Origin of the sequence: Candidatus Rhodobacter oscarellae (genome assembly GCF_001078595.1) — a bacterium.
GTDB lineage: Bacteria > Pseudomonadota > Alphaproteobacteria > Rhodobacterales > Rhodobacteraceae > Rhodobacter_B > Rhodobacter_B oscarellae.
Window position 1 is genome coordinate 2,320,833 of the sequence record NZ_LFTY01000002.1, and the last position, 23,204, is coordinate 2,344,036.

A 23,204-nucleotide genomic window follows, 5' to 3' on the forward strand; every position below is an offset into this window, starting at 1 on the left:
GCATCCTCCATTCTGAAGCGTAACCGGCGGGCCAAAGCCGCCCCTTGGCGCGAAGCCTAGGCGCCGCGCCATTTAATTTCAAGCCTGAAATATTTAAGCATGCCTTAACCGAAGCATGCCCCGGCTCATGCCCCGGCGCGCACCGGACATCTTGGGGCTAGAGCCGCGCGAAATGCACCTTGTCGAAGTTGACCCGCCAGGCCGAGACCTCGGCGGCGATGCCCTCGGGGTCATTGCTTGCCAGGGCCAAAGCGATCAGCCGCGCCAGCTCTGGCGCGTCCTTGGCGGTCATGCCCCAGCGCGCCAGCTCGGGCGTGCCGATGCGCAGCCCGTTCATATCGCCGGGAACCTCGTCCAGGGGCAGGCCAATCCCGCAGGCCAGAAACCCCGCCTTGCGCAGCTTCTTGGACGCGGCCTGCCCGCCGCCATAGGCCGCGGCCCGCACCGCGAATTGATGCGAGGCCGTATGCCCCTGCCTGGTCCGGAACACCGGCACGCCGCGCGCCGCAAGCTCTGCGGCCAGCGCCTGGGACAGCGCGATCATCTCGGCGGCGTAATCGGCGCCAAAGTCGCGCCAATCCAGCATGGTCACCGCCAGCGCCGCCGACTTCGCGGCGTCGAAATTCGCCGTCATGCCGGGAAAGGCGATGCCGTCCAGCCGCTGCGCGATCTCTGCGTCGCTGGTCACGATCAACCCGCCCGCCGGGCCGCCCAGGCTCTTATAGGTGCTCATGGTCATCAGATGCGCCCCAAGCGCCAGCGGATTGCCCCAGGCCCGGCCCGCGATGATGCCGCATTGATGCGCCGCGTCAAACAGCACCTTGGCGCCGACCGCGTCGGCGATGGCGCGGATCTCGGCCACCGGGTGCTCGTAAAGGTTCAGGCTGCCGCCGATGGTGATCAGCTTTGGCCGCTCCGCCCGGGCCAGCGCGGCAAGCCCGTCCACATCCACGGTGTAGCCGTCCGCGGCAACCGGCGCCTCGGCGATGCGCAGCCCAAAGAGCCCGGCGCAGCCCGCCATGTGGTGTGTCACGTGCCCGCCCACCGAGGCTGGCGGCACGATGATCGCGTCCCCCGGCGCGCAGGTGGCCATGAAGCCATAGAGGTTCGCCATCGCGCCGGACGCCACCCGGATCTCGGCAAAGCGGGCCTGGAATACCTCGGCGCTCAGCTGCGCGGCGATCACCTCGATCTCTTCGATCGCCTCCAGCCCCATCTCGTACTTGTCGCCCGGGTAGCCCAGCGACGGGCGCGAGCCGATGCCCGAGGACAGCAAGGCCTCGGCGCGCGGGTTCATGACGTTGGTGGCGGGGTTGAGGTTGAAGCACTCGCGCTCATGGATGGCGCGGTTGCGTTCGGCGAGGTCCTCGATCCGGGTCAGCAGGGCCTGCGCCTCCACCGCCTCTATGTCATCGACGATGGCCTGCACCCGGGCCTCGCACGCGCCTGGCACCCAATCTCTGTTGGCTAACCTCATCAGATTGCGCTCCTCATTTGCTTGCGCACCATATTGCGGCCTGCCCGGATGATTTTGAAGCGCAGAGTTCTTTTGGGATCAACCAAGTGGCGATTCGACGCCCGTGCGACCACCGCGCAAGACCACCGCTGCCAGGATCGCGCCCGCGAGCCGCAAATCTTCATTGGACGGCCCGCATTCATAGCCGCCAGGCCTGCCACCGTTAAGATACGGTTACATCGCAACGGTAAGAACGCTCGCACGGTACCGTACCGACGCAGCCAAACGCGCGGGGATTCTCCCGCGCCGGAATAGCAACCTAGGGAGAAGCTAGATGCGAGACGAACTTGATCACGGCTTGACGATGGATGACTGGGACGAAGCCAACGATCCGCGTCCCGAGACCTCAGATTTTGACCGTGTGGTGGACGAGGCGCTTTCGCGGCGCGGGTTCCTGGGCGGCATCGTGGCCTTTGGATCGGGCGCGGCGGTGATGGGCACGGGCACGCTGCTGGGGTCGACCTCGGCCGAGGCGCTATCGGCCAACCGCTTTCCCTTCACCCCGATCGGCATCCAGACCGATGCGACCGTGCATGTGCCCGAGGGCTATAGCTGGTCGGTCGTGGCCCGCTGGGGCGACGCGCTGACCTCGGACGCCGAGCCGTTTGACCCGGCCACCGGCCACAGCACCGCGAACGCGGCCAAGGTCTTTGGCGAGAACACCGACGGCATGTGGCTTTACTCGGTGGACGGGCACGAGTTGCTCGCGGTCAACAATGAATACGCCAACCGCAAGACCAACCTGCCGGGCAGCGAGGGCGTGCCGCAGAGCCTTGAGGACGTGCAGCTCTTGCAGGGCATCCAGGGCGTGACCGTGCTCGAGGTGGCCCCCGATGACAGCGGCGCCTACCAGATCGTGGTGGATTCGCCCTTCAACCGGCGCATCGACCACAACACGCCGATGCAGATCACCGGCCCCGCCGCCGGGCATGACATGCTCAAGACCGCCGCCGATCCCACCGGCACCATGTCGCTGGGCACGATGAACAATTGCGGCTCTGGCCCGACGCCTTGGGGCACCTACCTGACCTGCGAGGAGAACTTTAACGGCTATTTCGGCTCCACCGACGCCGATCTAGAGCGCACGGCGGGCCAAAAGCGCTATGGCATCGGCATCGACGGCTGGGGCTACGACTATCACAAGCACGACCCGCGCTTTGACATCTCGCAGAACCCCAACGAGCCGCACCGCGCGGGCTGGGTCGTCGAGATCGACCCCGCCGACCCGGCCTCGACGCCCAAAAAGCGCACCGGGCTGGGCCGGATCAAGCACGAGAACGCGGCCTGCGTGCTGGCGCCCTCGGGCCATGTGGTCGTCTATATGGGCGATGACGAGCGCGGCGAGTACATGTACAAATACGTCTCCAACGCGACCTACGCGCCGGGCGGGGACACCGAGGAGCTGCTGAATGACGGCACGCTCTACGCGGCCAAGTTCCACGCCGATGGCACGGGCGACTGGCTGCCGCTGACGCCGGCGACCACGGGCATGGACGCGGGCGAGATCCTGATCCACACCCGCATGGCGGCCTCCGCCGTGGGCGCGACCACCATGGACCGCCCCGAATGGGTCGCGGTGAACCCGGTCGCCGCCGAGGGCTATTGCGCGCTGACCAACAACAAGAACCGCGGCGTGAAGCCAAATGCGGGCGGCGACGACACCTCGGTGAACGGGCCCAACCCGCGTGAGGCCAACAATTACGGCCAGATCGTGCGCTGGTTCCCGGCCAATGACGACCACGCGACCGAATCCTTCCGCTGGGATCTTTACGTCATGGCGGGCAACCCCGTCGTGGGTGAGGGCGCGTATAAGGGCTCGTCCAACGTCAACCCCGGCAACATGTTCAACTCGCCCGACGGGATGATGTTCGACAGCGCCGGCCTGCTGTGGATCCAGACGGATGGCGATGACGACAACGAGGGCGAGTTCGAGGGCCAGGGCAACAACCAGATGCTGGCGGGCGACCCGGTGACGGGCGAGATCCAGCGCTTCCTGACCGGGCCGAACGGGTCCGAGGTCACGGGGCTGTGCTGGTCCACCGACAAGCGCACCGCGTTTGTGGGCATCCAGCACCCGGGCGGTTCCTTCCCTGACGGGTCGGGCCTGCCGCGGTCCTGCATCGTCGCCGTTTGGCGCGATGATGGCGGCCTTGTGGGCTAAAGCACCTCAGCGCGCATGCGATGGGCTCCCGTTTCGGGGGCCCATTTCTGTTATGAGAGCTCTTGCGAAGGCCGCGTCTAGCGCCGCAGGGTGGCGCTTGGTGGCTCGCCGAACATCTCGCGATAGGCCACCGAGAAGCGCCCGAAATGCGCGAACCCGGCCCGGTGGCATATGTCGCCAACGGTCTCTGACGGGCTTGCGTTCCGGATCATCCGGCGCGCCATCGCCAGCCGCTGATCGCGCAGGTAGCGCATGGGCGACTGTCCCAGCTCGGCGCGAAAGCCCAGCTGCAGGCTGCGATCGGACACGCCCGCGGCATCCGCGATATCGCCGAGCGTGATGGGGTCGCCAAGGTTGTCGCGGATGAACTGCATGGCGCGCTGAACATGCACATTCGCCGCGCTTGGGCGGGGGCCGTGCAGCAGGTCCTGGACGTCGCTGGGCTGGCTCAGCAGGAACTCTGTGATCAGCTCCTCCTCGACCAGCACCTGGGTGTTGATGTTCTCGCTGGCAAAGACCGCGCCCTTCTCGGCCAGGCCAAAGCAGGTCTTGAGCTTGCGCACCCAATTGGCGGTGGCGGCGCGGTTCTCATCAACCGCGGTCGCAAAGGTCACCGGCGCGGCAAGGGCCTGGCTGGCCAGGCGCGCGGCCTGGCGGTTCAGCGCCTCGGCGTCGATCTGCAGCAAGAGCTGCGTGCACCCCTGGCGCCAGCGCATCCGCGTGTGGCGATGCGGGTTCAGCACGCTGCCCAGCCCGGCGCCGGTATGGACCTCGCCGGCGCTGTTGTTGATATCGGCCTGCCCCGCCAGGGGGATCTGGATCAGATAGAACGAGCCCAGCTCTCCCGGATCGATGCGCACATCCGCCCCGTAGCGGATGTAGTTCAGCGAGGCCGCCCGGCCCTCGGCCCGATGGTGGCAGGCGTCGAACGCCTCGGCGCCCGACGCGATGTCCAACCGGTGGTCGCAGAATTTGGCGGCGACGATGGCGCGCGCCTCGTCCAGCTCGTCGGTCTGAAACAGTCGCTGCCGGGCCAGCGGCTCTGACTTTGGAACGGGTTGCATCCGGCGAGGATAGCACAAAGACGCGCCTGGATACGCGCCGCTCGCAATTTTTTTCGTTTTTCGGATAAGCGAATTCCCCGTGCCCACATAGCCTGGGTCGAAATGAACCATAGGGGAGAAGTAAAAATGCACAATGGAGCCGGGGTCACCCCGTCAGCCGAGGGGCTTGAGGGCACACAATGGAATGTGGTCGGGCAGATCTACACGCCCAAGCTTTTGTCCAACAACGCCTTCATTTGGCACGCAGTAGTTCCGGCCGACACCTTCGTGCCGCCGCACATCCACCCCACGCAGGACGAGTGGATCACCATGCTCACGGGCGAGCTAGAGATCGAGTTCGGCCACACCAAGGGCGCGCCCAGCGTGCAAAAGGCGGGCCCGGGCGATGTGGTCCGCATGCCCACGGGCGAAGAGCACGGCATCTTCAACCGCTCCGGCGCCGAGGCGACCTGCGTCTTTGGCGTGGCGCCCTCGCGCAAACTTTTTGAGCTGTTCGGCGCGCTGGACGGGGTCACGGAACCGGAGGAGCTGGTGCGGCTCTCGGCGCTGCACGAGGTCGACTTTCTGCCGCCCCCGCCGGACGCCGGGTAAGGAGCACTGAAGATGGTGAAACGAAAAACGGTCGCCGTGATCGGCGGCGGGGTCTCGGGGCTTGCCGCCGCCAAGGCCTTTGACGCGCGCGGGCATCGCGTGCTGGGGTTCGAGCGCAGCCATGATTTCGGCGGCGTGTGGGAGCTGTCGCGCAGCTACCCCGACGTGCAAACGCAGTCGCCCAAGGATCTCTACTGCTACACCGACCACCCGATGCCGTCGGATTACCCGGAATGGCCCAAGGGCCCGCAGGTGCATGCCTACCTGCATTCCTACGCCGCCAAGCACAAGCTGGCGCGGCTCTTTCGGCTGAACACCGGCGTCAAGACCATGACCCGGCGCGCGGATGGCGGCTGGACCTTGGTGCTGGAGGAGGCCGGGCGCGAATGGACGCAGGACGTGGACTTCGTCGCGATCTGCACCGGGCAGTTCTCGGACAAAAACATCATCTCGCATCCCGGCCAGGACGGCTTTGCCGAGGCCGGTGGCGAGGTGATGCACTCGTCGGAATACACCGACCCCGAGATGATCGCGGGCAAGCGGGTCGTGGTGCTGGGCGGCTCGAAATCCGCCACCGATATCGCCGTGAACGCGGCGCAGAACGGCGCGCGATCTGTGCATTGGGTCTATCTAGAGCCGGTCTGGCGGGTGCCCTATTTCGTGGGCGGGATCAACTTTAAGCGGCTGCTTTACATGCGCGCGCAAGAGCAGCAGTTCAACACCTGGGGCAAGGGCCCGCTGCAACGGGTCCTGGCGGCGCTGCTCAAGCCGCTGGTCTGGGCGAACTTCCGCGGGCTGGAGACGCTGCTGAAGACGCAGCTTGGCCTGCACAAACACAACATGGTGCCCAAGACGCCGATCGAGAAAGAGGTGTCCTGCTCGGTGCCGATCGTCACGCCCGGGCTCTTTGAGGCGCTCAAGGCCGGCAAGATCAAGCCCATCCAGGGCACGTTCGACCGCTATGACGGCAGGACCATCGTGATGACCGGCGGCGAGCGGGTCGAGGCCGACACCTCGATCCTGGCCGTGGGCTGGAAGCTGGGCGTGCCCTATCTGCCCGAGGACGCGCGGGCCACGCTGATCGAGGAGGACGGCCAGTACCGCGTCTACCGCCTGGCGGTGAACCCGGACCTGCCGGATATGGGCTTTGTGGGCTTCAACTCGTCCTTCTGCACCGTGCTGTCGGCCGAGATGATCGCCAATTGGCTGGTGCGCTACATGGACGGGCAGTTGGCCAACCAGCCGACCGAGGCCGAGATGAACGCCAATATCGAGATGATGCTGAACTGGAAGCGCAACGAACGCCCCGCCGCGCAGATCTATGGCGGGCTGTGCTCGGCGCCGTTCCATTTCAAGCATTTCGACGAGCTGCTGGCGGATATGGGCGCCAAGAAGCGCAAGCGCGGCAACCCGCTGGCCGAGCAGTTCAGCTATCCCAACCATCAGGCCTATGCCGAGTTCCTCGCGTCCTGCCCACAGTATCAGGCGTCGTAGGCAAAAGACCAAGCCGCCCCGCAGCAAAGATCTGACGCGGGGCGGCATGCATTTCGACATTATTGATTGATGATTCGGTGTCGCCGAACGCGCGCCCGCGTCCCGGCCTCCTCCGCAAAGCTCGCTATTGGTACCCGCGGCCGGACTCGAACCGGCACGGCCTTCCGGCCTAGGGATTTTGTCTGAATGACGCCTGTGTGATTTGAACCCGATGGTCCTCGACGGTCTCTTGTCAGTTCCCCACGGCAGTGAAACAGTGCCTCCAAACACTGCGGAAGGGTCGTCATGTTGAATAGTAAAGCATCGGTCGATTTAGATTTCGAGGCCCCTACGGTGTCAGAATATCTGAAACTGCGCCGGGAGGGCGGACTAAGCGCCTTCTCGGAGGAGGCCGCTACAATAGGGCTTAAGGGGTCGTTTGCCGCAGTGACGCTTCGATCGGATGGTGAAGCAATTGGCATGGGGCGCATCGTTGGCGACGGCGGTTGTTTCTTACAGATTGTCGATATTGCAGTTGACCCAAGACATCGCGGCAAAGGGCTTGGCAAAACAATCATGACGGCCTTGATGGAACACGCAAAGAAGACACTGCCTGAGACAGCATTTCTAAGCCTTCTTGCAGATGTTCCAGCCGACAAGCTCTATGCGCAGTTCGGTTTTAGAGAGACGGCACCTGCATCGCTTGGCATGTCATGCCGCGTTAAGCAGGCATAAATACGATATCACGCGCTGACTGAATTTGAACCGAATATTGCCCTGCGTCGAAACCATCAAGGGTTTGATTATGATGCGCAATTATCTGACCCTGACGCAAAGCGCCTGCATCACCTGTGCAGGGGCCATCTGACACCAATACGACATCAAAGCCCTGTGAAACAGCACGTCTGACGGTCGTATCAACGCAATATTGCGTCATACATCCACCGATGATGAGCCGAGACGCACCCATTTGCGTTAAGTGCTGTAGCAGGTCGGTATCATGAAAAGAGCCGCAACTCTTTTTGTTCACAACAATTTCGCCGGTGTCCGGGCCAAGTGCTGGCACGATTTCCCAACCCTCACTTCCAACTTCGAGCCTGTGACCTGTCGGTCCATCATTTTGAACAAGCAAGCGTAGGGTGGGCAATGTGCCCACCACCCTCAATAACCGCACCCAAACATCTTCGGCGCGTGATCTCACGCACCACCCCTCAGAACCTCAGCAAACCCCATCCCCACCGCGCGGTCTGTTAACCCCACCATTTGCCATACGAGGTGCCATACGCAAGGCCGACACTTTGCCGACGCTTTGCCGACACGGGATTCCTCCACAAAATAAGGCGTTAACCCACCGATGAGCGGCCCACACCCGGAACCACCGCGCGCAGGGTTAACCCCTCGCAAATGCCCGCCGCACCGTTGGACCGACCAGATGTTATGTCCCCCCTCCCAAGGAAACCGGAGGGTAGCCGTTAGGGACGGTTTTCGGTCTTTGCAGCCCTGGGTCGAGCCCTATCGAGGCGTCCAAGTCAGACGGCTCGGCGGATATCGTTTCGACAACCAGAAGCCCCCCGTTGTTTCTGGCGGCCTCTTTGGTTTCCGCAATGCTCCGAAAGGGGCCCGCCGCAAGGGTTGCCTTAAGCCCAATCTGACCGATGCTGCAAGACGCACGGATGTCCGCTACGCTGCTTTCATCAACTGGATGATTATCTCAGGGCTTTCGTCTCCCAACCGCTCTCGCTTCCAGTTTCCAAACGTTTCAGACAATTCCAGACCGCATTTTGCTGCGATGGCTTTTATCTTGTCCAATTCAAGAAAACGTAGCGTGCTTTGTGAGGCAAGTGTCCCGCCTGTGTCGCTGAAATTGTACCGCTCCTCAAAAGTCACGTAATCGCCCTTGGCTTCTAAGACTTTCTGGACGACCTCAACGCTTCGACCGTTTCCAAGAGCTATGGGAGGCGATGCGTGCTCCGGCGTCCATCGCAACCAAGGTTTAGTCATGGGATTGCGGGTTTCAAACCAAAACGATCCGTTTGCACTCAACCGTTGCTCAACCGCTTCAAATAGGGCCGAAACTTGCGTGTCCTCTAGAAGACACTGGAATGCGTGGCCAGTCATGACTGCTGCATCGAAACTGATATTGTTCGCTAAATCGGATACAAGACCGGTTACCCAATCTACTGATCCTTCAGTGTCTTTTTGCTCCGCCCTGACAATCATCTGTGGGGCGGGATCAACCGCAGTCACCGCATATCCACGACGTGCTAGTTCAAGAGCGAAGGTCCCGGTACCGCATCCTATGTCCAGGATGTCAGCGGGCGCGTTTGGAAATTCTTCGATGTAGAAATCAAAATCCTCACGCGATGAGTTTATCGCATCGTAGACTTCAACGAGTTTCGTCTCGTGGTACAAAGCATCCATGAACAGTGTTCTAAAAACTCAACGGCTGTGGTGGAAGCCGAAATTCATTTTGAACCGCTAAAGGTCTTCTTCGTCCAGCATATCGGCCCTCTAAGCAAGCGTAGGGTGGGCAATTTGCCCACCGCCCTCAATAGCCGCACCCAAACATCTTCCAGCAAACGTAGGCTGCGTGATCTCACGCACCACCCCTCAGCCCCTCAACAAGCCCCAAACCCACCGCGCGCTGCGTTAATCCACCGGTTTGCCCGACAAGGTGCCATACGCAAGGCCGACGTTTTGCCGACGCTTTGCCGACGCGGGATTTGGCAGGAAAATAAGGCGTTAACCCCGATTCGGTTGGCAGGACGGACGCGTCCTCGGCGCGGGTCGTTTACGCATCCTTAAGGCGCGCTGAACGGTGCTCTCATCCGCCGCGGCAGACCCGCCGCATTCAACGCCGTCAATGGCGCGCAAGCTGGGCGGCCCGCAGGGCGGACAAACCAGGCTCAGGGCCGGATGGCGTCGGGGGCCAGGGGCGTGTCGGGCACGTCCATTATGACGTCCTCGGCGCGGTCGGATTCATCCAGCCGCACCTGCCGCCCGGCACTGCCATCCACAAAGAACAGGAACGCGCCGCACCAATACTCGCCAGCGGCGCTGCCATGGGCTTCAAGCAGGACCTCGCCCGCAGCCGAGCGGACCTGAAAGTCGCGCGCGATCTTGAAGTCATGGGTGCCGGTGTCCCCTTTGCCGATGGGCTCCGACGGGCGGGCGAAGATCTGCCGCCCGCTGGTGGGGTCGGTTTCTTCTAGGGTCCAAGCGGCGCTCATCAGGGGGCGCTACAGCGCCTCGGCGGCGGCTTTGACGTCGTCCGGCGTGCCGATGTTGCGCACAGCGATCTCGCGGTTGATGCGCCGCACCATGCCCGACAGCGCCTTGCCCGCACCGATCTCCCAGGTCTCGGTCACGCCGCCCTGCGCGCCCATCCAGGCCACGCTCTCGCGCCAGCGCACCGAGCCGGTGACCTGCTCGACCAGCAGCGAGCGGATCGTGGCCGGGTCGCTGATGTCATGGGCCAGCACGTTGGCCACAAGCGGCACTTTGGGGCGCTCGATATCGACCTCGGCCAGGGCCTGGGCCATGCGCTCGGCGGCGGGCTGCATCAGGGCGCAGTGGAAGGGCGCGCTGACCGGCAGCAGCATCGCGCGCTTGGCGCCCTTGGCCTTGGCGATCTCGACGGCGCGCTCCACGGCGGCCTTGCTGCCCGAGACCACCACCTGGCTGGGGTCGTTGTCGTTCGCCGCCTGGCAGGTCTCGCCCGCGGCGGCCTCCTCTGCGACGGATTGCGCGGTCTCAAAGTCCAGGCCCAGCAGGGCCGCCATGGCGCCTTCGCCCACCGGCACGGCCTCTTGCATGGCCTGCCCGCGCAGGCGCAGGAGCCGCGCGGTATCCGCAAGCGTCAGCGCGCCCGCGGCGGTCAGCGCCGAGTACTCGCCCAGGGAATGCCCCGCCACATAGGCCGCGGCCGCAACTGTCACGCCCTCGGCCTCCAGCGCGGCCATCGCCGCCAGCGAGGTCGCCATCAGCGCGGGCTGGGCGTTCTGGGTCAGGGTCAGCGCGTCCTGCTCGCCCTCCCAGATCAGCGCCGACAGCTTCTCGCCCAGCGCGTCGTCGACTTCGTCAAAGACCGCCTTGGCGCCGGGATAGGCCTCGGCCAGCGCCTTACCCATACCGATCGTCTGCGCGCCTTGCCCTGGAAAAATAAACGCCCGTGCCATCACTAGCCCCCTTCTTTGCTTGCCGCCTGCCATAGCGCGCCCGGCGCGCGCGCGCAATTGAGCCGCGCGCAAGAAAGCACATGCCCTGTGAATATTCGGGGGGTTTGTGCTGTTCCCCAGGCGCGCTATCTGAGCGCCAGCATAGATCGAGGACCAGACATGCAAGCAGCGAATTCTGCCGCCAGCTATGGCGGCGTCACCAAGACGTTCCACTGGCTGACCGCGCTTTTGATCCTGACCGCCTTCCCGCTGGGCATGATCGCCAATGGGCTGCCCTTTGGCACGGGCGAGGAGCTGGCGCAAAAGGCCTGGCTGTTCTCCCTGCACAAGACCGTGGGCATCGCGGCCTTCCTGGTGGCGCTGGCGCGCATCCTGTGGGCGCTGAGCCAGGTCAAGCCCGCCGGGCTGCACCCGGAGAACCGGCTCGAGACCTTCATGGCCGAGCTGGTGCATTGGCTGCTTTACGCCTCGATGCTGATCGTGCCGCTGTCGGGCTGGCTGCACCACGCCGCGACCGAGGGCTTTGCGCCGATCCTTTGGCCGCTGGGCCAGGGCCTGCCGCTGGTCCCGAAGTCCGAGCCCGTGGCCGAGGGCTTTGCCGCGGTGCATTTCGTCTTCACCAAGCTGCTGGGCCTGTCGGTGCTGCTGCACATCGCCGGCGCGCTGAAGCATGTCGTGATCGACCGCGACGCCACGCTGGCGCGGATGCTGCCGGGCCAGCCCGAGGTGCAGGTCACCCCCGCGCCGCATGGCCACGCCCCGATGCTTGCCGCTGCGGTGATCTATGCGGCGGGCTTCGCCGGCGCCCTGGCGCTCGCCAACCAGGACAGCCACCAGGCCACCGCCAGCGCCACCGCCACTGCCTTGGCCGCGGTGCCGTCCCAGTGGCAGGTCACCGAGGGCACAATAGAGATCACCGTCGACCAGCTTGGCAACCGCGTGACCGGCAGCTTCGCGGATTGGACCGCCGCGATCAACTTCTCCGAGACCGCCATCGAGGGGCGCCACGGCGACGCCGAGGTGACCATCGCCGTGGGCAGCCTGACGCTGGGCTCGGTGACCGCGCAGGCGCTTGGGCAGGGCTTCTTTGAGGCCGAGGCCTTCCCGACGGCGCTGTTTCGGGCCGACATCCTGTCCGACGCGGATGGCTAAGTCGCCGAGGGGGTGCTGCGCATCCGCGATATCGAGATGCCGATCTCTATGCCCTTTGCGCTGACCCTTGAGGGCGACACCGCCGACATGACCGCCAGCGCGAGAATCGACCGGCGCGGCTACAAGATCGGCGAGCAATATTCCGACACGGACGGGCTCGGCTGGCAGGTGGATGTGGCCATCACGCTATCGGCCACCAAGGGCGGGGCGTAGCCGGACCCGCCCCTTTGGCCTCCCCGTCTGGCGCCGCTTTTCTTGGCGCCCCGTTGGGCTCGCAGGTTCTGGCGCGCGGGTTGCGGATCACTGCAATGCGGACGAAACCTGCCGTTCAGGATAACCAGCTATCTACGACTCTGGCGAGCGAAACCATCTCAGGAGTGCCGCGCGCATCGTTCCACCATCGGTTCGGATTATCGTTCTTTGGCGTGTAATTTGCGCGGCTGGCCCATTCCTCACGAACGTGGATGATTGGTTCCTCGTACTGATGGGCGTAGAGAACGGCCTCCATGATTTTTTCGAGCAGCTGCACATCGCGCTCGAAGGATACTTTCAGTTCGACGGACGGGTAGACCTCGGTTCCGTCGGCTTCGAAGTCCTCGTTGTGAATCCGCGTAACCGTCTGTTCTCCTGGTCTTCCTGTCTCGGCTCCCTGAGCGGTTACCGTTGCATTTCGCTCGTAAGCGCCAACGGCAAGCGGATGAACCTTAAAGATGGCATCCAACAGTCGTTCGGCATCATCCGGTCTAGTGTTTATCTCCATTCGAAAGACAGGGATCAGCTTTCCTGATTGCGATACATAGTTCTCGATGCTGCTCATATCTGCTCTCCCTCGCCAGCCAACTTCCAGGGTAGCATACGCTGCCGCCAAGGGATGTCAGCAGTGTCACCTAGCACCGCTTTTTGCATTGCAGCATTAGGTGAATTGGGCTCTCCTCGGTCTTTCTCTGCGCCTTGCACGATGCTCTGGTTTCGGGGACTTGCAGCCATTCGGTGAACCGCGCACGAACTGGTAATGAGCGGGGCAAAGGATTGTTTAGCTGCTGGTGCGCCAACGGCCTGTCAGGTCACGACGTTCTTGATGCAGCAACATTGCTTCCAATTACCTCAATTACCCAAACGCGCCCGTAGCCTCGGTTGAGTGGTTTTCGCGTTAATCGCGCTCGACTAGCATCAAAAAAACAACCCGATCCTCGGAGACTTGGCCCGCATCTGGTCCCCCGTTGGCGGATGAAGGGTGATGCGCTGTTGGGTGGGACGGCCCCAGCTGCTGCGTGTCTGCCAAGACGTTTTCTAACAAGTTATGGGTTGGCGCCACAGCCGTTGTTGTTGGCTTCAATGGCTGTGGCCTAGGGCTCAGCCCGCGAAGCCTGCCAAGAGAGTGCCGCTTGATTGTCGAGCGTTTTCGAGCCGTGGGGCGGGTCTTCGGCGCACGTAAAAACCAGACCAGAGCCCCGCGCGCGCGGCATCCATAATGCCCGCCTGCATGGTGTCGGTTGCCTCTTTAAGCCAGCAGCGCCTCATGTTTGACGATATCTCCGCCCTTAATGATGGCCGATACGCCTTCGCCTTGCCCGGAAAGGACCGAGATGTTCTCGAGCGGGTTCGCCTTGACCAGCAAGACATCCGCGAACGCGCCCGGGTTCAGGGTGCCGAGCTTGCCCTCCATGCGCATCAGCTTGGCGGCAATCTGCGTGGCGGCCGCGATCACCATCTGGGTGGGCAGAACCTTGGCGCGCAGTTCGAACTCGCCGGATTGGTGCGGCTGCATGCCGCCCAAAAGGTCGCTGCCATAGGCCATGGGCAGGCCTGCCTCGGCCATGATGGTCAGGGACTCCAGCCCCTTCAGGCGCACGTCGTCCACCTTGGCGACGGATGCGGCGGGCAGCCCCATGCTGGCCCCCTCGCTGGCGAGCTTGTCATAGGTGATCAGGGTCGGGCAGGCGATGCAGCCCAGATTGGCCGCAAGCTGGGCCGTCTCGGCCTCGATCAGGTTGCAATGCTCCAGCGAGTGAATACCGCACTCGACCGCGCGGCGGATGGCCTCGTCCGTGTAGAGATGCGCGGCGGCGTAGGAGCCCACGTTGTTGACCTCCTCGACCATCGCGATCAGCTCCTCGCGCGAGAAGCCCAGGAAGTGGATCGGGTCGGTCGGCGAGGAGACGCCGCCATTGGCCATTATCTTGAGAAAATCCGCGCCGGAGCGAAACTGTTCCCGGGCCGCCTGACGGACGGCGGGCACGCCGTCGCAAATGACGCCCATGGTGCCCAGCCGGTCCTGATGGCCCTCGGTCGGTGTGCGCTCGAAGGGGCCGCGCAGGTCGGAATGCCCCCCCGTCTGCGAGAGCGCCTTGCCGCAGATGTTGAGCCTGGGCAGCGCCAGCGGTGCCGCGCCCATCGCCTGCCGGAAGGCGCCCGTCGCCCCGCCGAGATCCCGAACGGTGGTAAAGCCGCGCATCAGCATGGCGCGCATCTGGTTCATGGCGCCAATCGTGACGATGGGATCGGGCAGCGCGGCGTTGGCCTTGAGGTTCGCGTCCACGGCGTTGACATGCACATGGGCGTCGATCAGCCCCGGCATCACGAACTGGCCCTTGGCGTCGATCACCACGGTCTCGGCGCCGGGGCTTAGGTTCTGGCCCTGCTCCTGCACCTGCCCATCGGCCAGGCGGATATCCACGGCGTCCTGCGGCTGGTCCGTGGTGCCGTCGACGATGCGGGCAGAGGTGATCAGAATATCAGTCATTGGGATTATCCATTCTGTGGCGATAGTGGTTTTATGACGGCTTGCGCCAGAATCATTTCCTCAAAGGATGCGCAAAACGCGCGGCGGATCTCGGGGGTGGAGCGGTAGATCGACGCGAAGGCGTGGCCGCGCAACAGGTTCGAGGCCATGACCCAGTGCTGATCGGCCTCCGCGCCGCCGAACCCCGGCAACTCAAACGTGTCCTGCCAGAACGCGGCAAGCACCACGTACCAATCGTCGACCCCCTCATCGACCAGCGCGCGCAACTCCGGTTCGGCCCGGGTTTTGACCGCGATATCCATCGAGCCCACGAAGATGTCGCTGCAATAGGCGTCGCGCACGCGCTCGACAAAGTCGGAGCGCCCGATGCTGCCCTCCCGCAGCGCCTCGCCGAGCGCCCCCAGGCGCTCTGCCATGTCATCCATCAGATCGAAAAAAGCCGCCGCAATCAGATGGTTCTTGGTGGGGAAGTGATGGAACAAGGCCCCGCGCGAGACCCCGGCCATATTGAGGATCGGCTGGATCGACAGGCCCGTACCACCTTCCAGGATCAGCTGCTGCCGCGCGGCGCGTTTCAACGCCGCAATTGTCTTATCCTTGTCGCGGCGACGCGTCACGGGGGTGCGCTTGTCGATCGAATTTGTGTCTGCGGCCATGTTTACAAGATACCGACTAGTTGGTATGTAAGAAAGGAAAAAAGGATACGCGCGGGCTGAAATCTGCGCGTCCGGGGGATCATGTGTCTGTATCATTGCTTAGCGTTGCAGGTCTGCGCCGTAGCTTCTACGGCGTTCACGCGCTGAATGGGGCGGATCTTGCAGTGCAGGCGGGCACAATCACGGGCCTGATCGGCCCGAACGGCGCAGGCAAAACCACGGTCTTCAACTGCCTTTCCGGTGTCATCCCTGCCGAGGCCGGGCAGATCACCTTTGACGGCACCCAGATCACAACCTGGCGGCCCGAACAGATCAGCCAGCGCGGCCTTGTGCGCACCTTCCAGATCGCCCGCGGCTTCCCCAGGCTCACGGTTCTGGAAACCCTGTTGCTACATGGCGAGGCCCAGCCCGGCGAGGATGTGGTGGCCGCGCTGTTCTCGCCCGGGCGCTGGCGCAAGCGCGAGGCCGAGCTGATCACGCGGGCCGAAGAGGTCGCCGCGCAGCTCAACCTGACGCATGTGCTGGACAACATGTCCTCTGACCTGTCGGGCGGGCAGAAGAAGCTGCTGGAAATCGGGCGCGCCTTGATGGGGCGGCCCAAGCTGATCCTGCTTGATGAGCCCGTTGCGGGGGTGAACCCGACGCTCTCGGGCGAGATCGCCGAGCGCATCGCGGCGCTGCGCGAGACCGGGCTGACCTTTCTGGTGGTCGAGCATGACATGGAGATTGTCGCGCGCCTGTGCGATCCGGTGATCGTTATGGCCGCGGGCGCGAAGCTGACCGAAGGCAGCTTTGAAGAGGTGGTCAGCGACCCGCGCGTGCAGGACGCATATCTGGGCCAGCGGGCATGATGTTTCAAGCAACAGACGTGGTCGGCGGATACAGCGCTGCGGACGAGATCCTGAAGGGGCTGACCATCACCGCCGACGCCGGAGAGATCGTGGCCATCGTTGGCCCGAACGGCGCGGGCAAGTCCACCTTCCTCAAGGCCGTCACCGGTGTCTTGCCCGAGCTCAAGGGGCATATCGAGCTGTATGGCACCAAGCTGAACGGGCGCCGCCCGCGCCAGATCGCCCAGATGGGCGTGGCCTACGTGCCTCAGGAAAACAACGTCTTTGCCACCATGACGGTGCGCGAGAACCTTGAGATGGGCGGCTATATCGCCTCGGACCCGGCGCAGCGCATATCCGAGATGTTCGAGCGCTTCCCAATCCTGGCCGAGAAACGCGGCGATGCCGCGCGCACCCTGTCGGGCGGGCAGCGCCAGATCCTGGCCATGGCGATCGCCATGATGGTCTCGCCCCGGCTTTTGCTGCTTGATGAGCCCTCGGCGGGGCTTTCGCCCATCGCCGCCACCCAGCTTTTTGAAACGATCAGGGAGATCGCTGCGCAACAGGTCAGCGTCCTCCTTGTGGAGCAGAATGCCATGGACGCGCTGAACATGTGCGACCGTGCCTACATCCTCACCGCAGGGCAAAATCACGTCACGGGATCCGGCGCCCACCTGGCCGCCGATCCGGATATTCGGCGCACGTTCCTGGGCGGGTAAGAATATTTAGAGACGAAAGCAAAACAACAGAGAGGATCCACCATGCTGAAACTGAACAGACGCGCGTTCCTAAGCGCCAGTGCCGCGACCTTGGCGACCCCTGCTCTCTTGCGGGCGCAATCCGGCGCCATCAAGATCGGCACGCTGACGCCGCTGACCGGCGTGGGCGGCACCTACGGCCCATCGATGCGCGATGCGATCCTTGGAGTGGTGGCGCAGGTCAACGAGGCGGGCGGGATCCTGGGGCGCCAGATCGAAGTTGCCTCCGAAGACACGCAGACCTCGCCCGAGGCCGCCGTGCGCGCGGCGCGCAAGCTGATTGATGTGGATGGGGTCTCTGCCATTCTGGGCACATGGGCGTCGTCCATCACCACCGCCGTCGCGCCATTGGCCTGGGAAAGCAAGACGATGCTGATGTGCGTCTCGGGGGCCGACAGCATCACCAAGCTGCCGCATCAGGGTTTCATCTGCCGGACGCAGCCGAATTCGATCCTGCAGATCCAGGTGGCGGGCGACTTCATGGTGGCCGAAGGCGCGACGCAGATGGCCTGGATCGGGCCGCAGACGCCCTTCGCGGCCTCGTCCATTGATATCCTGGAACAGATCGCCGCGGCCAACGGGGCGGGCATGGAGAGCCTGATCTACGAGGCGGACAAGTCCACCTATCGCTCCGAGGTCGACCAGATCCTGCGCGGCAAGCCCGACTTCATCATGCTGGGCGGCTACGCGGCGGACAGCACCGTGCTGCTGCGCGACATCTGGCAGGCCGGCTATGAGGGCAAGATCATCGGCCCGGCCTATGCGGTGAATGCGGGCCTGCTGGACACGCTGCCCAGTGCGGTGACCGAAGGGATCTACACTTGGGAAGGCGCGCCCGCGGTGAACAGCGCGGCCTATGCCAACGTGAAGGCGATCCTGGGCGTGGATGAGGTCGATCCCTATTCGGCGCAAACCTATGACCACGCAAGCCTGACCATCCTGGCGATGGCGGCCGGCGGCGACAGCAGCGGCGACACGGTGCGCCAGAACGTGCGCAGCATCAGCCAGGGCGATGGCCAGATCGTCGAAAGCGCCGTCGACGGCCTGGCAGCGCTTGCGGGCGGCATCAACTACTCCGGCGCATCGGGGCCCTGCGATTTCAACGAGATCGGAGACATCACAGGCACGCAATTCGTGTTCAAGACAATCTCGGGCGGCAAGCCGTCGGAATACAAACGGGTCTGATCAAAACAAGGGCCGCTTCCTGGCGGGGGCGGCCCACTGAATAATCACAAGAGCAGGCATCCATGGACCTCATCCCACAACTTCTGGTGAATGGCATCATCAGCGGAGCGCTTCTGGCGATCCCGGCCATTGGCTTTACCGCCATCTTCGCCGTTCTGCGCTTTCCGAACTTCTCGGTCGCCAGTCTGGCCACCATCGGGGCCTTTGCGGGATATGCGGCGAATGTCGGGCTGGGCCTGCCGGCGGTGCCTGCGCTGGTGGCGGCCTTTATGGTGGCGGGTCTGGTGGGGCTGGCCTCGGACGAGATCGCGCTGCGCCCGCTGCGCCCCTATGGGGCTTTGACGGCGGCGATTGCCTCGATCGCGCTGACCATCGTGCTGGAGAACATGGTGCGCTTTGGCTTTGGCAATGACCTGCGCGGCTATGACCTTCCGCTTGTGCGGGACTGGCGGATCATGGGCGTGCGCGTGGGCCCGCAGCAGGTGCAGAACCTTGCTCTGGCCCTGGTGATCATGGCGGGGGTCTTTGCGGCCTTGAAGTTCTCGCGCATCGGCAAGGCCATGCGGGCCGTGGCCGACAACCCCACTCTGGCCGAGCTCAAGGGCATCGACCCGGTGCGCGTGGGGCGCTTGACGGTCTTTGTGGCCATGGGGCTGGTTGGCGCGGGCGGCATGCTTTTGGGGCTTGGGACCTCCATCGACCCGCTGACGGGCTTTCGCTTTATCCTGCCGATCTTTGCCGCCGCCGTGGTAGGCGGCTTGGGCAGCATACCCGGTGCGGCCCTGGGCGCGATGGTTGTGGGCATTGGCGAGGAGCTGTCGCTGCTTGTCCTGTCCCCCGCCTATAAGAGCGCCGTGGGCTTTATCGCGATCGTCCTTGTGCTGGCCTTCCGTCCCCGCGGCCTTTTGGGCGAGAGGGCCTACTGATGCTAAGCTACCTTCTTGCCACACTGACATTCGCCGGGGTCTACGCGCTGTTGGCGCTGGGTCTCAACGTGATCTGGGGCATGGCGGGCATGATCAACCTGGGCCTTGCCGGTTTCTTCGCCCTTGGCGCCTATGCCTCGGCGCTGGCAACGGTGGCGCTTGGCCTGCCGATCATTGTGGGCATTGTCATCGCGATTGCCTTCGCCGCCGCCGCCGGGGCCTTGCTGTCGCGCCTGACGCTTAATCTGCGCGGCGACTATCTGGCGATTGTGACGCTGGGCTTCAGCGAGGTCATCCGCCTGATCGCGGCGAACGAGATCTGGCTGACCAATGGCTCGGACGGCATCCCCGGTATCCCGGGCCCGTTGCGCGGGACGCTGACGCCTCTTGAGTTCAACGCGCTGTCCTGCGCCTTGCTGTTTGCCGCCGTGGGCCTTGCCTGGTGGATGACGGAGCGCCTGCGCCGAGCCCCCTTTGGGCGCGCGTTGCGCGCCATCCGCGATGACGAAACCGCCGCCGCCGTCGCGGGCAAGCCCGTCAGGCGCTACAAGGTGCAGGCCTTTGCCATCGGCGCGGGGCTTCTGGGGCTTGCCGGTGCGGCCTACGCGCATTTCACCAGCTATGTGGCCCCTGATATCTTTCGCCCGCTTCTGACGATCTACATCTTCTTGGCCCTCACGGCGGGCGGCACCGGCAACACCAGCGGGGCTGTCATCGGCGCGTTCTTCGTGATCCTGATCCTTGAGGGCAGCCGCTTCATCGAGCCGCTCTTTCATGGCCTGTCCGGGGCGCAAGGCGCCGCTCTGCGCGAGATCATCATCGGCAGCAGCCTCATCCTGATAATGCGCATCCGGCCGCAAGGGCTGCTGGCCGAGCGTCCGCCCAAATCCCTAAGGACCCAATAATGGACTGTCTGCGATTGCAAACCCTGGAGACCGCGCCAGACCTCTATGCGGCACTCGACCAGCTTATGGCTGAGATCGTCGGCCATAAACTCTTCACGTTGATGGTGATTGATCACGCCACCCGCGAGGCCGCGCGCGTGTACTCCTCCAACCCCGAGGCCTATCCCGTCAAGGGGCGCAAACCCTTGGGCGGTATGGGGGTTTGGGGCGCGCAGGTCTTGGACAAAGGAATGGCCTATATCGGCGAGGATGCCGACGACCTTCGATCTGTCTTTCCAGACCATGAGACCATTCGCGGGTTGGGCTGTGAGTCCGTTCTAAATGTGCCCGTCTATGATCAGGATACGGTCATTGGAACCATGAACCTGCTGCACGAGGCGCACTGGTACTGCCTTGCCCACATTGCGCGGTGCGCGCCCTTCGCGGCCTCTCTGGCCCCCCGCTTCGCGGCTTGGTCTGCGCAGAGCCATGGCTAACCCGCGGCGCTGAATTGCGCAGCGTCCTGCCGCTACTGCGGAATGGGCTGCGTTCGTTGCGAAGACGTCGATTCTGGTGCGCCCAGCATGGGTCCATGTGGACTCGAAGTGAACCTTCAACGTTATTAGAATAGCCCCGCGCTTGCCGCGCACGCTGATTTCAAGAAGCGTGTCGTCTGTGGCCTCGTCGTGGACAACGGCCACATCACGATACTCCAATCTTTTTAGCCCATCCGGCCTCAAACCGGTGTTGGCCATAAACAGAACTTTTCATGCACTCGCTGGGCTGCAGCAAGGTCTTTGCCATTGCGGGCCTTGCGAATACGCGCCCGGGTCGAGGTATACAGCCTCCTATACTCCTCCGGCAAAACCCATGCTCGGTGACTGATCTTCGAGGAACCTCGATAAGGCATCGACATGTCAAGCAAAGCTTCAATCTATCCTCGACGAATAGCCACCTCCAGAATCTGTCGGAGTACGACAATCTCTTGGTGCAGCGTGCTGTTTGCCGGCTTCTTCGCAAAATCGATTAAACGATGCACGCGGTAGTCCTGAATTGCCCCGGCATTGATCTCTGGAAGTGGTGTGTTCCCAAAAAAAGGGATCCAAATAGAGCCGAACTCGGCGCTCGTGACCATCCACGTATTGACGATTTCTAGTTCCGACAGTCAGAACATCGAATTCTCTTAGGAACTGCTTTGACGCCGTTTTAAACAACGTCCCCGAGACAAGCGTGCCGTCCCGCTTTGTCCTCATGAGGTTGAGATACCATTCCTCAGCAAAGTCCTTGGCCGCTGAAAGGCTCACCTCTTTATTGAAAACCCGGCGGTTTTCCCCTGGAGGTAGGTCGAACACTGCCAAATCGGGCCATCAGACCGCTTATTGACGTGCACCTTTCCGCCCAAAATCGAGTGTTGTGTTCTGCCACTCGCAGCCGACGCTCCGTATGACGCAATGTGTAAGCTCTGTGCAAGGGTATTTCGGATTAGCTATCGCAACCAAGAAATCTGGTAAGCTATTGTCTCTATTGGTACCCGCGGCCGGACTCGAACCGGCACGGCCTTCCGGCCTAGGGATTTTAAGTCCCCTATGTCTACCATTCCATCACGCGGGCCCGTGACCGTAGCGCGGCGACCATAGCGGCGCCCGCGGCGGGCGGAAAGAGGCAGATGTGCAGATCGGGCGATTGATCTTGACCTTTCCCGGGCGGGCCAAGATGCTGCCGGGATGTTCCCCTTTCGCGATCATAACCCGTCCGAGAAGACGCCCTATGTGACCTACGCGCTGATCGCGGCCAATATCCTGATCTTCATCAGCTATTGGCACCTCTTCGCGGACGAGCGCGCGCTCTTTCGGTTCTATTTCGACTGGGCGCTGATCCCCGAGAACGTGGCGGATGGCCGGAACCTAAGCGGGCTGGTCACCTCGATGTTCCTGCATGGCGGGCTGATGCATCTAGGGGGCAATATGCTGTTCCTGTGGATCTATGGCGACAACCTGGAAGAGGATATGGGGCACGCAGGCTTCCTGCTGTTCTACCTGGTCTGCGGGGTCGGCGCGGGGCTGGTGCATGTGCTGGCCGCGCCCTGGTCCACGGTGCCCACGGTGGGCACCTCGGGGGCGATCGCGGGCGTGATGGGCGGGTATCTGTTGCTCTACCCGCGCGCCCGGGTGGACGTGTTCTTTTTCTTCCTGGTGTTCTTCAAGATCTGGCCGATCCGGGCCTGGATCGTGCTTGGGGTCTGGTTCGTGCTGCAGGTGCTGGGCGGGCTGGGGTCCAGCATGGAGGGCGGCGGGGTGGCCTATTGGGCGCATATCGGCGGCTTCGTTCTTGGGGTGCTCTGCGTGCTGCCGCTCTGGGCGCGGCGCGGCGGGCAGTCCTTTTGGGCCCGCACCGGCGGCCATCCGGACCACCCCGAGACCAAGTACCGGCTGAGCCAGTCACGCATACCTATCGCCGGGAGGCGCCGATGAAAGCATCATGCCATTGCGGGGCGGTCGAACTCGAGGTCACCTTGGCGGAGGACATCGCAGAGGCGCGCCGCTGCGACTGCAGTTTTTGCCGCCGGCGGCAGGCCGCAAACGTATCAGTGCAAGAGACCGAGCTGACGGTGCTGCGGGGCGCGGACAAGCTGAGCCTCTACCAGTGGAACACCGGCACCGCAGAGCATTACTTTTGCTCGGTCTGCGGGATCTATACCCACCACCGGCGCAGGTCCGACAGCTCTGAGTTTGGCGTGAATATCGGCTGCCTTGAGGGCGTGAACCCCAAAGAGCTGGAGCCGCTGGGATGGAATGACGGGGCGAACCACCCCTCAGACGCGGGCGACGATCAGTAGGTCGGGATGTTCTGGCTGGACATCACTTCGCCGATCTGTTCGCTGTAATCGGCGGTGTCGTTGCCCAGCGTTATGAAGATCGCGGTGACCAGACCAACGACCGCGGCGGTCAGCACCACCCAGTCGACGGTGATGGCACCGGTCTCGTCCTCGAGTAGTTCTGCCAATCGCTTACGAGTCATCTAACCAATCCTAAGTTCACAACTGTCCCCTAGCGCTACCCTACAATGAGTCGGTTAACGGGGCTCCGA

At 63.4% G+C, this 23,204-nt stretch carries 24 protein-coding genes and 1 tRNA gene; 14 read left to right on the forward strand and 11 right to left on the reverse strand.

Annotated features, from left to right (window positions below; all coding sequences use genetic code 11):
* Positions 1-157 precede the first annotated feature (157 nt).
* Positions 158-1,477 (reverse strand): serine hydroxymethyltransferase, encoded by a 1,320-nt coding sequence (locus AIOL_RS15905; protein ID WP_049643888.1) that lies wholly within the window; start codon positions 1,475-1,477, stop codon positions 158-160.
* Between the two features lie 313 nt (positions 1,478-1,790).
* On the opposite strand from AIOL_RS15905, the gene AIOL_RS15910 reads away from it, so the two are divergent.
* The gene (locus AIOL_RS15910; protein WP_049643889.1) at positions 1,791-3,677 is read left to right on the forward strand and encodes a PhoX family protein; all 1,887 of its coding nucleotides are present in this window, start codon (positions 1,791-1,793) and stop codon (positions 3,675-3,677) included.
* Positions 3,678-3,754: 77 nt separating this feature from the next.
* On the opposite strand, the gene AIOL_RS15915 is transcribed toward AIOL_RS15910, so the two are convergent.
* The gene (locus AIOL_RS15915) at positions 3,755-4,741 is read right to left on the reverse strand and encodes an AraC family transcriptional regulator (RefSeq protein WP_160314498.1); all 987 of its coding nucleotides are present in this window, start codon (positions 4,739-4,741) and stop codon (positions 3,755-3,757) included.
* Between the two features lie 126 nt (positions 4,742-4,867).
* Here AIOL_RS15915 and AIOL_RS15920 point away from each other — a divergent pair, with 126 nt between their 5' ends.
* The 3 genes from AIOL_RS15920 (at position 4,868) to AIOL_RS15930 (ending at position 7,540) form a co-directional block, all read left to right on the forward strand.
* Positions 4,868-5,332: a cupin domain-containing protein gene (locus AIOL_RS15920; protein ID WP_049643890.1), complete on the forward strand. Its 465-nt coding sequence runs from the start codon at positions 4,868-4,870 to the stop codon at positions 5,330-5,332.
* Positions 5,333-5,344: 12 nt separating this feature from the next.
* Entirely contained in the window at positions 5,345-6,826 is a 1,482-nt protein-coding gene (locus AIOL_RS15925; protein ID WP_049643891.1) for a flavin-containing monooxygenase, read from the forward strand.
* Between the two features lie 285 nt (positions 6,827-7,111).
* The gene (locus AIOL_RS15930) at positions 7,112-7,540 is read left to right on the forward strand and encodes a GNAT family N-acetyltransferase (protein ID WP_049643892.1); all 429 of its coding nucleotides are present in this window, start codon (positions 7,112-7,114) and stop codon (positions 7,538-7,540) included.
* Here AIOL_RS15930 and AIOL_RS24500 read toward each other — a convergent pair.
* The 4 genes from AIOL_RS24500 to fabD all read right to left on the reverse strand — a co-directional run bounded on the left by AIOL_RS24500 (position 7,527) and on the right by fabD (position 10,983).
* Positions 7,527-8,006 carry an isochorismatase family protein gene (locus tag AIOL_RS24500; protein WP_082152627.1) on the reverse strand — a complete coding sequence of 160 codons (480 nt, stop codon included), beginning with the start codon at positions 8,004-8,006 and terminating at the stop codon, positions 7,527-7,529. The genes AIOL_RS15930 and AIOL_RS24500 overlap by 14 nt on opposite strands.
* A gap of 479 nt (positions 8,007-8,485) precedes the next feature.
* Positions 8,486-9,226, reverse strand: a complete 741-nt coding sequence (locus tag AIOL_RS15935; RefSeq protein ID WP_049643893.1) for a class I SAM-dependent methyltransferase — start codon at positions 9,224-9,226, stop codon at positions 8,486-8,488.
* 485 nt (positions 9,227-9,711) lie between these two features.
* Positions 9,712-10,035 carry a hypothetical protein gene (locus AIOL_RS15940; RefSeq protein WP_049643894.1) on the reverse strand — a complete coding sequence of 108 codons (324 nt, stop codon included), beginning with the start codon at positions 10,033-10,035 and terminating at the stop codon, positions 9,712-9,714.
* Positions 10,036-10,044: 9 nt separating this feature from the next.
* Entirely contained in the window at positions 10,045-10,983 is a 939-nt protein-coding gene (gene fabD, locus AIOL_RS15945; RefSeq protein ID WP_049643895.1) for an ACP S-malonyltransferase, read from the reverse strand.
* Between the two features lie 159 nt (positions 10,984-11,142).
* Between fabD and AIOL_RS15950 the strand changes: the two genes are divergently transcribed.
* Together AIOL_RS15950 and AIOL_RS26240 are read left to right on the forward strand one after the other, a co-directional pair.
* Entirely contained in the window at positions 11,143-12,135 is a 993-nt protein-coding gene (locus tag AIOL_RS15950; RefSeq protein ID WP_326973130.1) for a cytochrome b/b6 domain-containing protein, read from the forward strand.
* Positions 12,136-12,147: 12 nt separating this feature from the next.
* The gene (locus AIOL_RS26240) at positions 12,148-12,348 is read left to right on the forward strand and encodes a hypothetical protein (RefSeq protein ID WP_326973131.1); all 201 of its coding nucleotides are present in this window, start codon (positions 12,148-12,150) and stop codon (positions 12,346-12,348) included.
* Positions 12,349-12,463: 115 nt separating this feature from the next.
* Here AIOL_RS26240 and AIOL_RS24505 read toward each other — a convergent pair whose 3' ends face one another.
* The 3 genes from AIOL_RS24505 to AIOL_RS15965 all read right to left on the reverse strand — a co-directional run bounded on the left by AIOL_RS24505 (position 12,464) and on the right by AIOL_RS15965 (position 15,534).
* Entirely contained in the window at positions 12,464-12,952 is a 489-nt protein-coding gene (locus AIOL_RS24505; protein ID WP_235439051.1) for a hypothetical protein, read from the reverse strand.
* A 684-nt stretch (positions 12,953-13,636) separates the two neighbouring features.
* Positions 13,637-14,878: a metal-dependent hydrolase family protein gene (locus AIOL_RS15960; RefSeq protein WP_049643897.1), complete on the reverse strand. Its 1,242-nt coding sequence runs from the start codon at positions 14,876-14,878 to the stop codon at positions 13,637-13,639.
* Between the two features lie 5 nt (positions 14,879-14,883).
* A complete protein-coding gene (locus tag AIOL_RS15965; RefSeq protein ID WP_049643898.1) occupies positions 14,884-15,534 on the reverse strand; it encodes a TetR/AcrR family transcriptional regulator in 651 nt (216 codons plus the stop codon).
* Between the two features lie 83 nt (positions 15,535-15,617).
* On the opposite strand from AIOL_RS15965, the gene AIOL_RS15970 reads away from it, so the two are divergent.
* The 6 genes from AIOL_RS15970 to AIOL_RS15995 all read left to right on the forward strand — a co-directional run bounded on the left by AIOL_RS15970 (position 15,618) and on the right by AIOL_RS15995 (position 20,614).
* Positions 15,618-16,385 carry an ABC transporter ATP-binding protein gene (locus AIOL_RS15970; protein WP_053101293.1) on the forward strand — a complete coding sequence of 256 codons (768 nt, stop codon included), beginning with the start codon at positions 15,618-15,620 and terminating at the stop codon, positions 16,383-16,385.
* Positions 16,382-17,083: an ABC transporter ATP-binding protein gene (locus AIOL_RS15975; RefSeq protein WP_049643899.1), complete on the forward strand. Its 702-nt coding sequence runs from the start codon at positions 16,382-16,384 to the stop codon at positions 17,081-17,083. Before AIOL_RS15970 ends, AIOL_RS15975 begins: the two co-directional genes overlap by 4 nt.
* Positions 17,084-17,125: 42 nt before the next feature.
* Positions 17,126-18,307 (forward strand): ABC transporter substrate-binding protein, encoded by a 1,182-nt coding sequence (locus tag AIOL_RS15980; RefSeq protein ID WP_049643900.1) that lies wholly within the window; start codon positions 17,126-17,128, stop codon positions 18,305-18,307.
* 62 nt (positions 18,308-18,369) lie between these two features.
* Positions 18,370-19,233: a branched-chain amino acid ABC transporter permease gene (locus tag AIOL_RS15985; protein ID WP_049643901.1), complete on the forward strand. Its 864-nt coding sequence runs from the start codon at positions 18,370-18,372 to the stop codon at positions 19,231-19,233.
* Positions 19,233-20,138 (forward strand): branched-chain amino acid ABC transporter permease, encoded by a 906-nt coding sequence (locus AIOL_RS15990; RefSeq protein WP_049643902.1) that lies wholly within the window; start codon positions 19,233-19,235, stop codon positions 20,136-20,138. The genes AIOL_RS15985 and AIOL_RS15990 overlap by 1 nt, the downstream gene beginning before the upstream one ends.
* Positions 20,138-20,614 carry a GAF domain-containing protein gene (locus AIOL_RS15995; RefSeq protein WP_049643903.1) on the forward strand — a complete coding sequence of 159 codons (477 nt, stop codon included), beginning with the start codon at positions 20,138-20,140 and terminating at the stop codon, positions 20,612-20,614. Before AIOL_RS15990 ends, AIOL_RS15995 begins: the two co-directional genes overlap by 1 nt.
* 1,028 nt (positions 20,615-21,642) lie before the next feature.
* Here AIOL_RS15995 and AIOL_RS16005 read toward each other — a convergent pair.
* Positions 21,643-21,728 (reverse strand) — tRNA-Leu (locus AIOL_RS16005).
* A 113-nt stretch (positions 21,729-21,841) separates the two neighbouring features.
* On the opposite strand from AIOL_RS16005, the gene AIOL_RS16010 reads away from it, so the two are divergent.
* Positions 21,842-22,588, forward strand: a complete 747-nt coding sequence (locus tag AIOL_RS16010; protein ID WP_049643904.1) for a rhomboid family intramembrane serine protease — start codon at positions 21,842-21,844, stop codon at positions 22,586-22,588.
* Positions 22,585-22,953: a type I-B CRISPR-associated protein Cas8b1/Cst1 gene (gene cas8a1, locus AIOL_RS16015; RefSeq protein ID WP_049643905.1), complete on the forward strand. Its 369-nt coding sequence runs from the start codon at positions 22,585-22,587 to the stop codon at positions 22,951-22,953. The genes AIOL_RS16010 and cas8a1 overlap by 4 nt, the downstream gene beginning before the upstream one ends.
* Here the strand turns inward: cas8a1 and AIOL_RS16020 are convergent.
* Positions 22,947-23,135, reverse strand: coding sequence for a hypothetical protein (locus tag AIOL_RS16020; protein WP_049643906.1), 189 nt, complete (start codon positions 23,133-23,135; stop codon positions 22,947-22,949). The genes cas8a1 and AIOL_RS16020 overlap by 7 nt on opposite strands.
* Between the last annotated feature and the right edge of the window lie 69 nt (positions 23,136-23,204).

Coding starts and splice junctions, on each gene's coding strand:
- AIOL_RS15965 (WP_049643898.1), bottom strand. CDS start 15,534: ATGGCCGCAGACACAAATTCGATCGACAAGCGCACCCCCGTGACGCGT.
- AIOL_RS15920 (WP_049643890.1), top strand. CDS start 4,868: ATGCACAATGGAGCCGGGGTCACCCCGTCAGCCGAGGGGCTTGAGGGC.
- AIOL_RS15940 (WP_049643894.1), bottom strand. CDS start 10,035: ATGAGCGCCGCTTGGACCCTAGAAGAAACCGACCCCACCAGCGGGCGG.
- AIOL_RS15950 (WP_326973130.1), top strand. CDS start 11,143: ATGCAAGCAGCGAATTCTGCCGCCAGCTATGGCGGCGTCACCAAGACG.
- AIOL_RS15935 (WP_049643893.1), bottom strand. CDS start 9,226: ATGGATGCTTTGTACCACGAGACGAAACTCGTTGAAGTCTACGATGCG.
- AIOL_RS16010 (WP_049643904.1), top strand. CDS start 21,842: ATGTTCCCCTTTCGCGATCATAACCCGTCCGAGAAGACGCCCTATGTG.
- AIOL_RS15995 (WP_049643903.1), top strand. CDS start 20,138: ATGGACTGTCTGCGATTGCAAACCCTGGAGACCGCGCCAGACCTCTAT.
- AIOL_RS16020 (WP_049643906.1), bottom strand. CDS start 23,135: ATGACTCGTAAGCGATTGGCAGAACTACTCGAGGACGAGACCGGTGCC.
- AIOL_RS15930 (WP_049643892.1), top strand. CDS start 7,112: ATGTTGAATAGTAAAGCATCGGTCGATTTAGATTTCGAGGCCCCTACG.
- AIOL_RS15960 (WP_049643897.1), bottom strand. CDS start 14,878: ATGACTGATATTCTGATCACCTCTGCCCGCATCGTCGACGGCACCACG.
- AIOL_RS15975 (WP_049643899.1), top strand. CDS start 16,382: ATGATGTTTCAAGCAACAGACGTGGTCGGCGGATACAGCGCTGCGGAC.
- AIOL_RS24505 (WP_235439051.1), bottom strand. CDS start 12,952: ATGAGCAGCATCGAGAACTATGTATCGCAATCAGGAAAGCTGATCCCT.
- AIOL_RS15985 (WP_049643901.1), top strand. CDS start 18,370: ATGGACCTCATCCCACAACTTCTGGTGAATGGCATCATCAGCGGAGCG.
- AIOL_RS15915 (WP_160314498.1), bottom strand. CDS start 4,741: ATGCAACCCGTTCCAAAGTCAGAGCCGCTGGCCCGGCAGCGACTGTTT.
- cas8a1 (WP_049643905.1), top strand. CDS start 22,585: ATGAAAGCATCATGCCATTGCGGGGCGGTCGAACTCGAGGTCACCTTG.
- AIOL_RS15980 (WP_049643900.1), top strand. CDS start 17,126: ATGCTGAAACTGAACAGACGCGCGTTCCTAAGCGCCAGTGCCGCGACC.
- AIOL_RS15925 (WP_049643891.1), top strand. CDS start 5,345: ATGGTGAAACGAAAAACGGTCGCCGTGATCGGCGGCGGGGTCTCGGGG.
- AIOL_RS15905 (WP_049643888.1), bottom strand. CDS start 1,477: ATGAGGTTAGCCAACAGAGATTGGGTGCCAGGCGCGTGCGAGGCCCGG.
- fabD (WP_049643895.1), bottom strand. CDS start 10,983: ATGGCACGGGCGTTTATTTTTCCAGGGCAAGGCGCGCAGACGATCGGT.
- AIOL_RS15910 (WP_049643889.1), top strand. CDS start 1,791: ATGCGAGACGAACTTGATCACGGCTTGACGATGGATGACTGGGACGAA.
- AIOL_RS15990 (WP_049643902.1), top strand. CDS start 19,233: ATGCTAAGCTACCTTCTTGCCACACTGACATTCGCCGGGGTCTACGCG.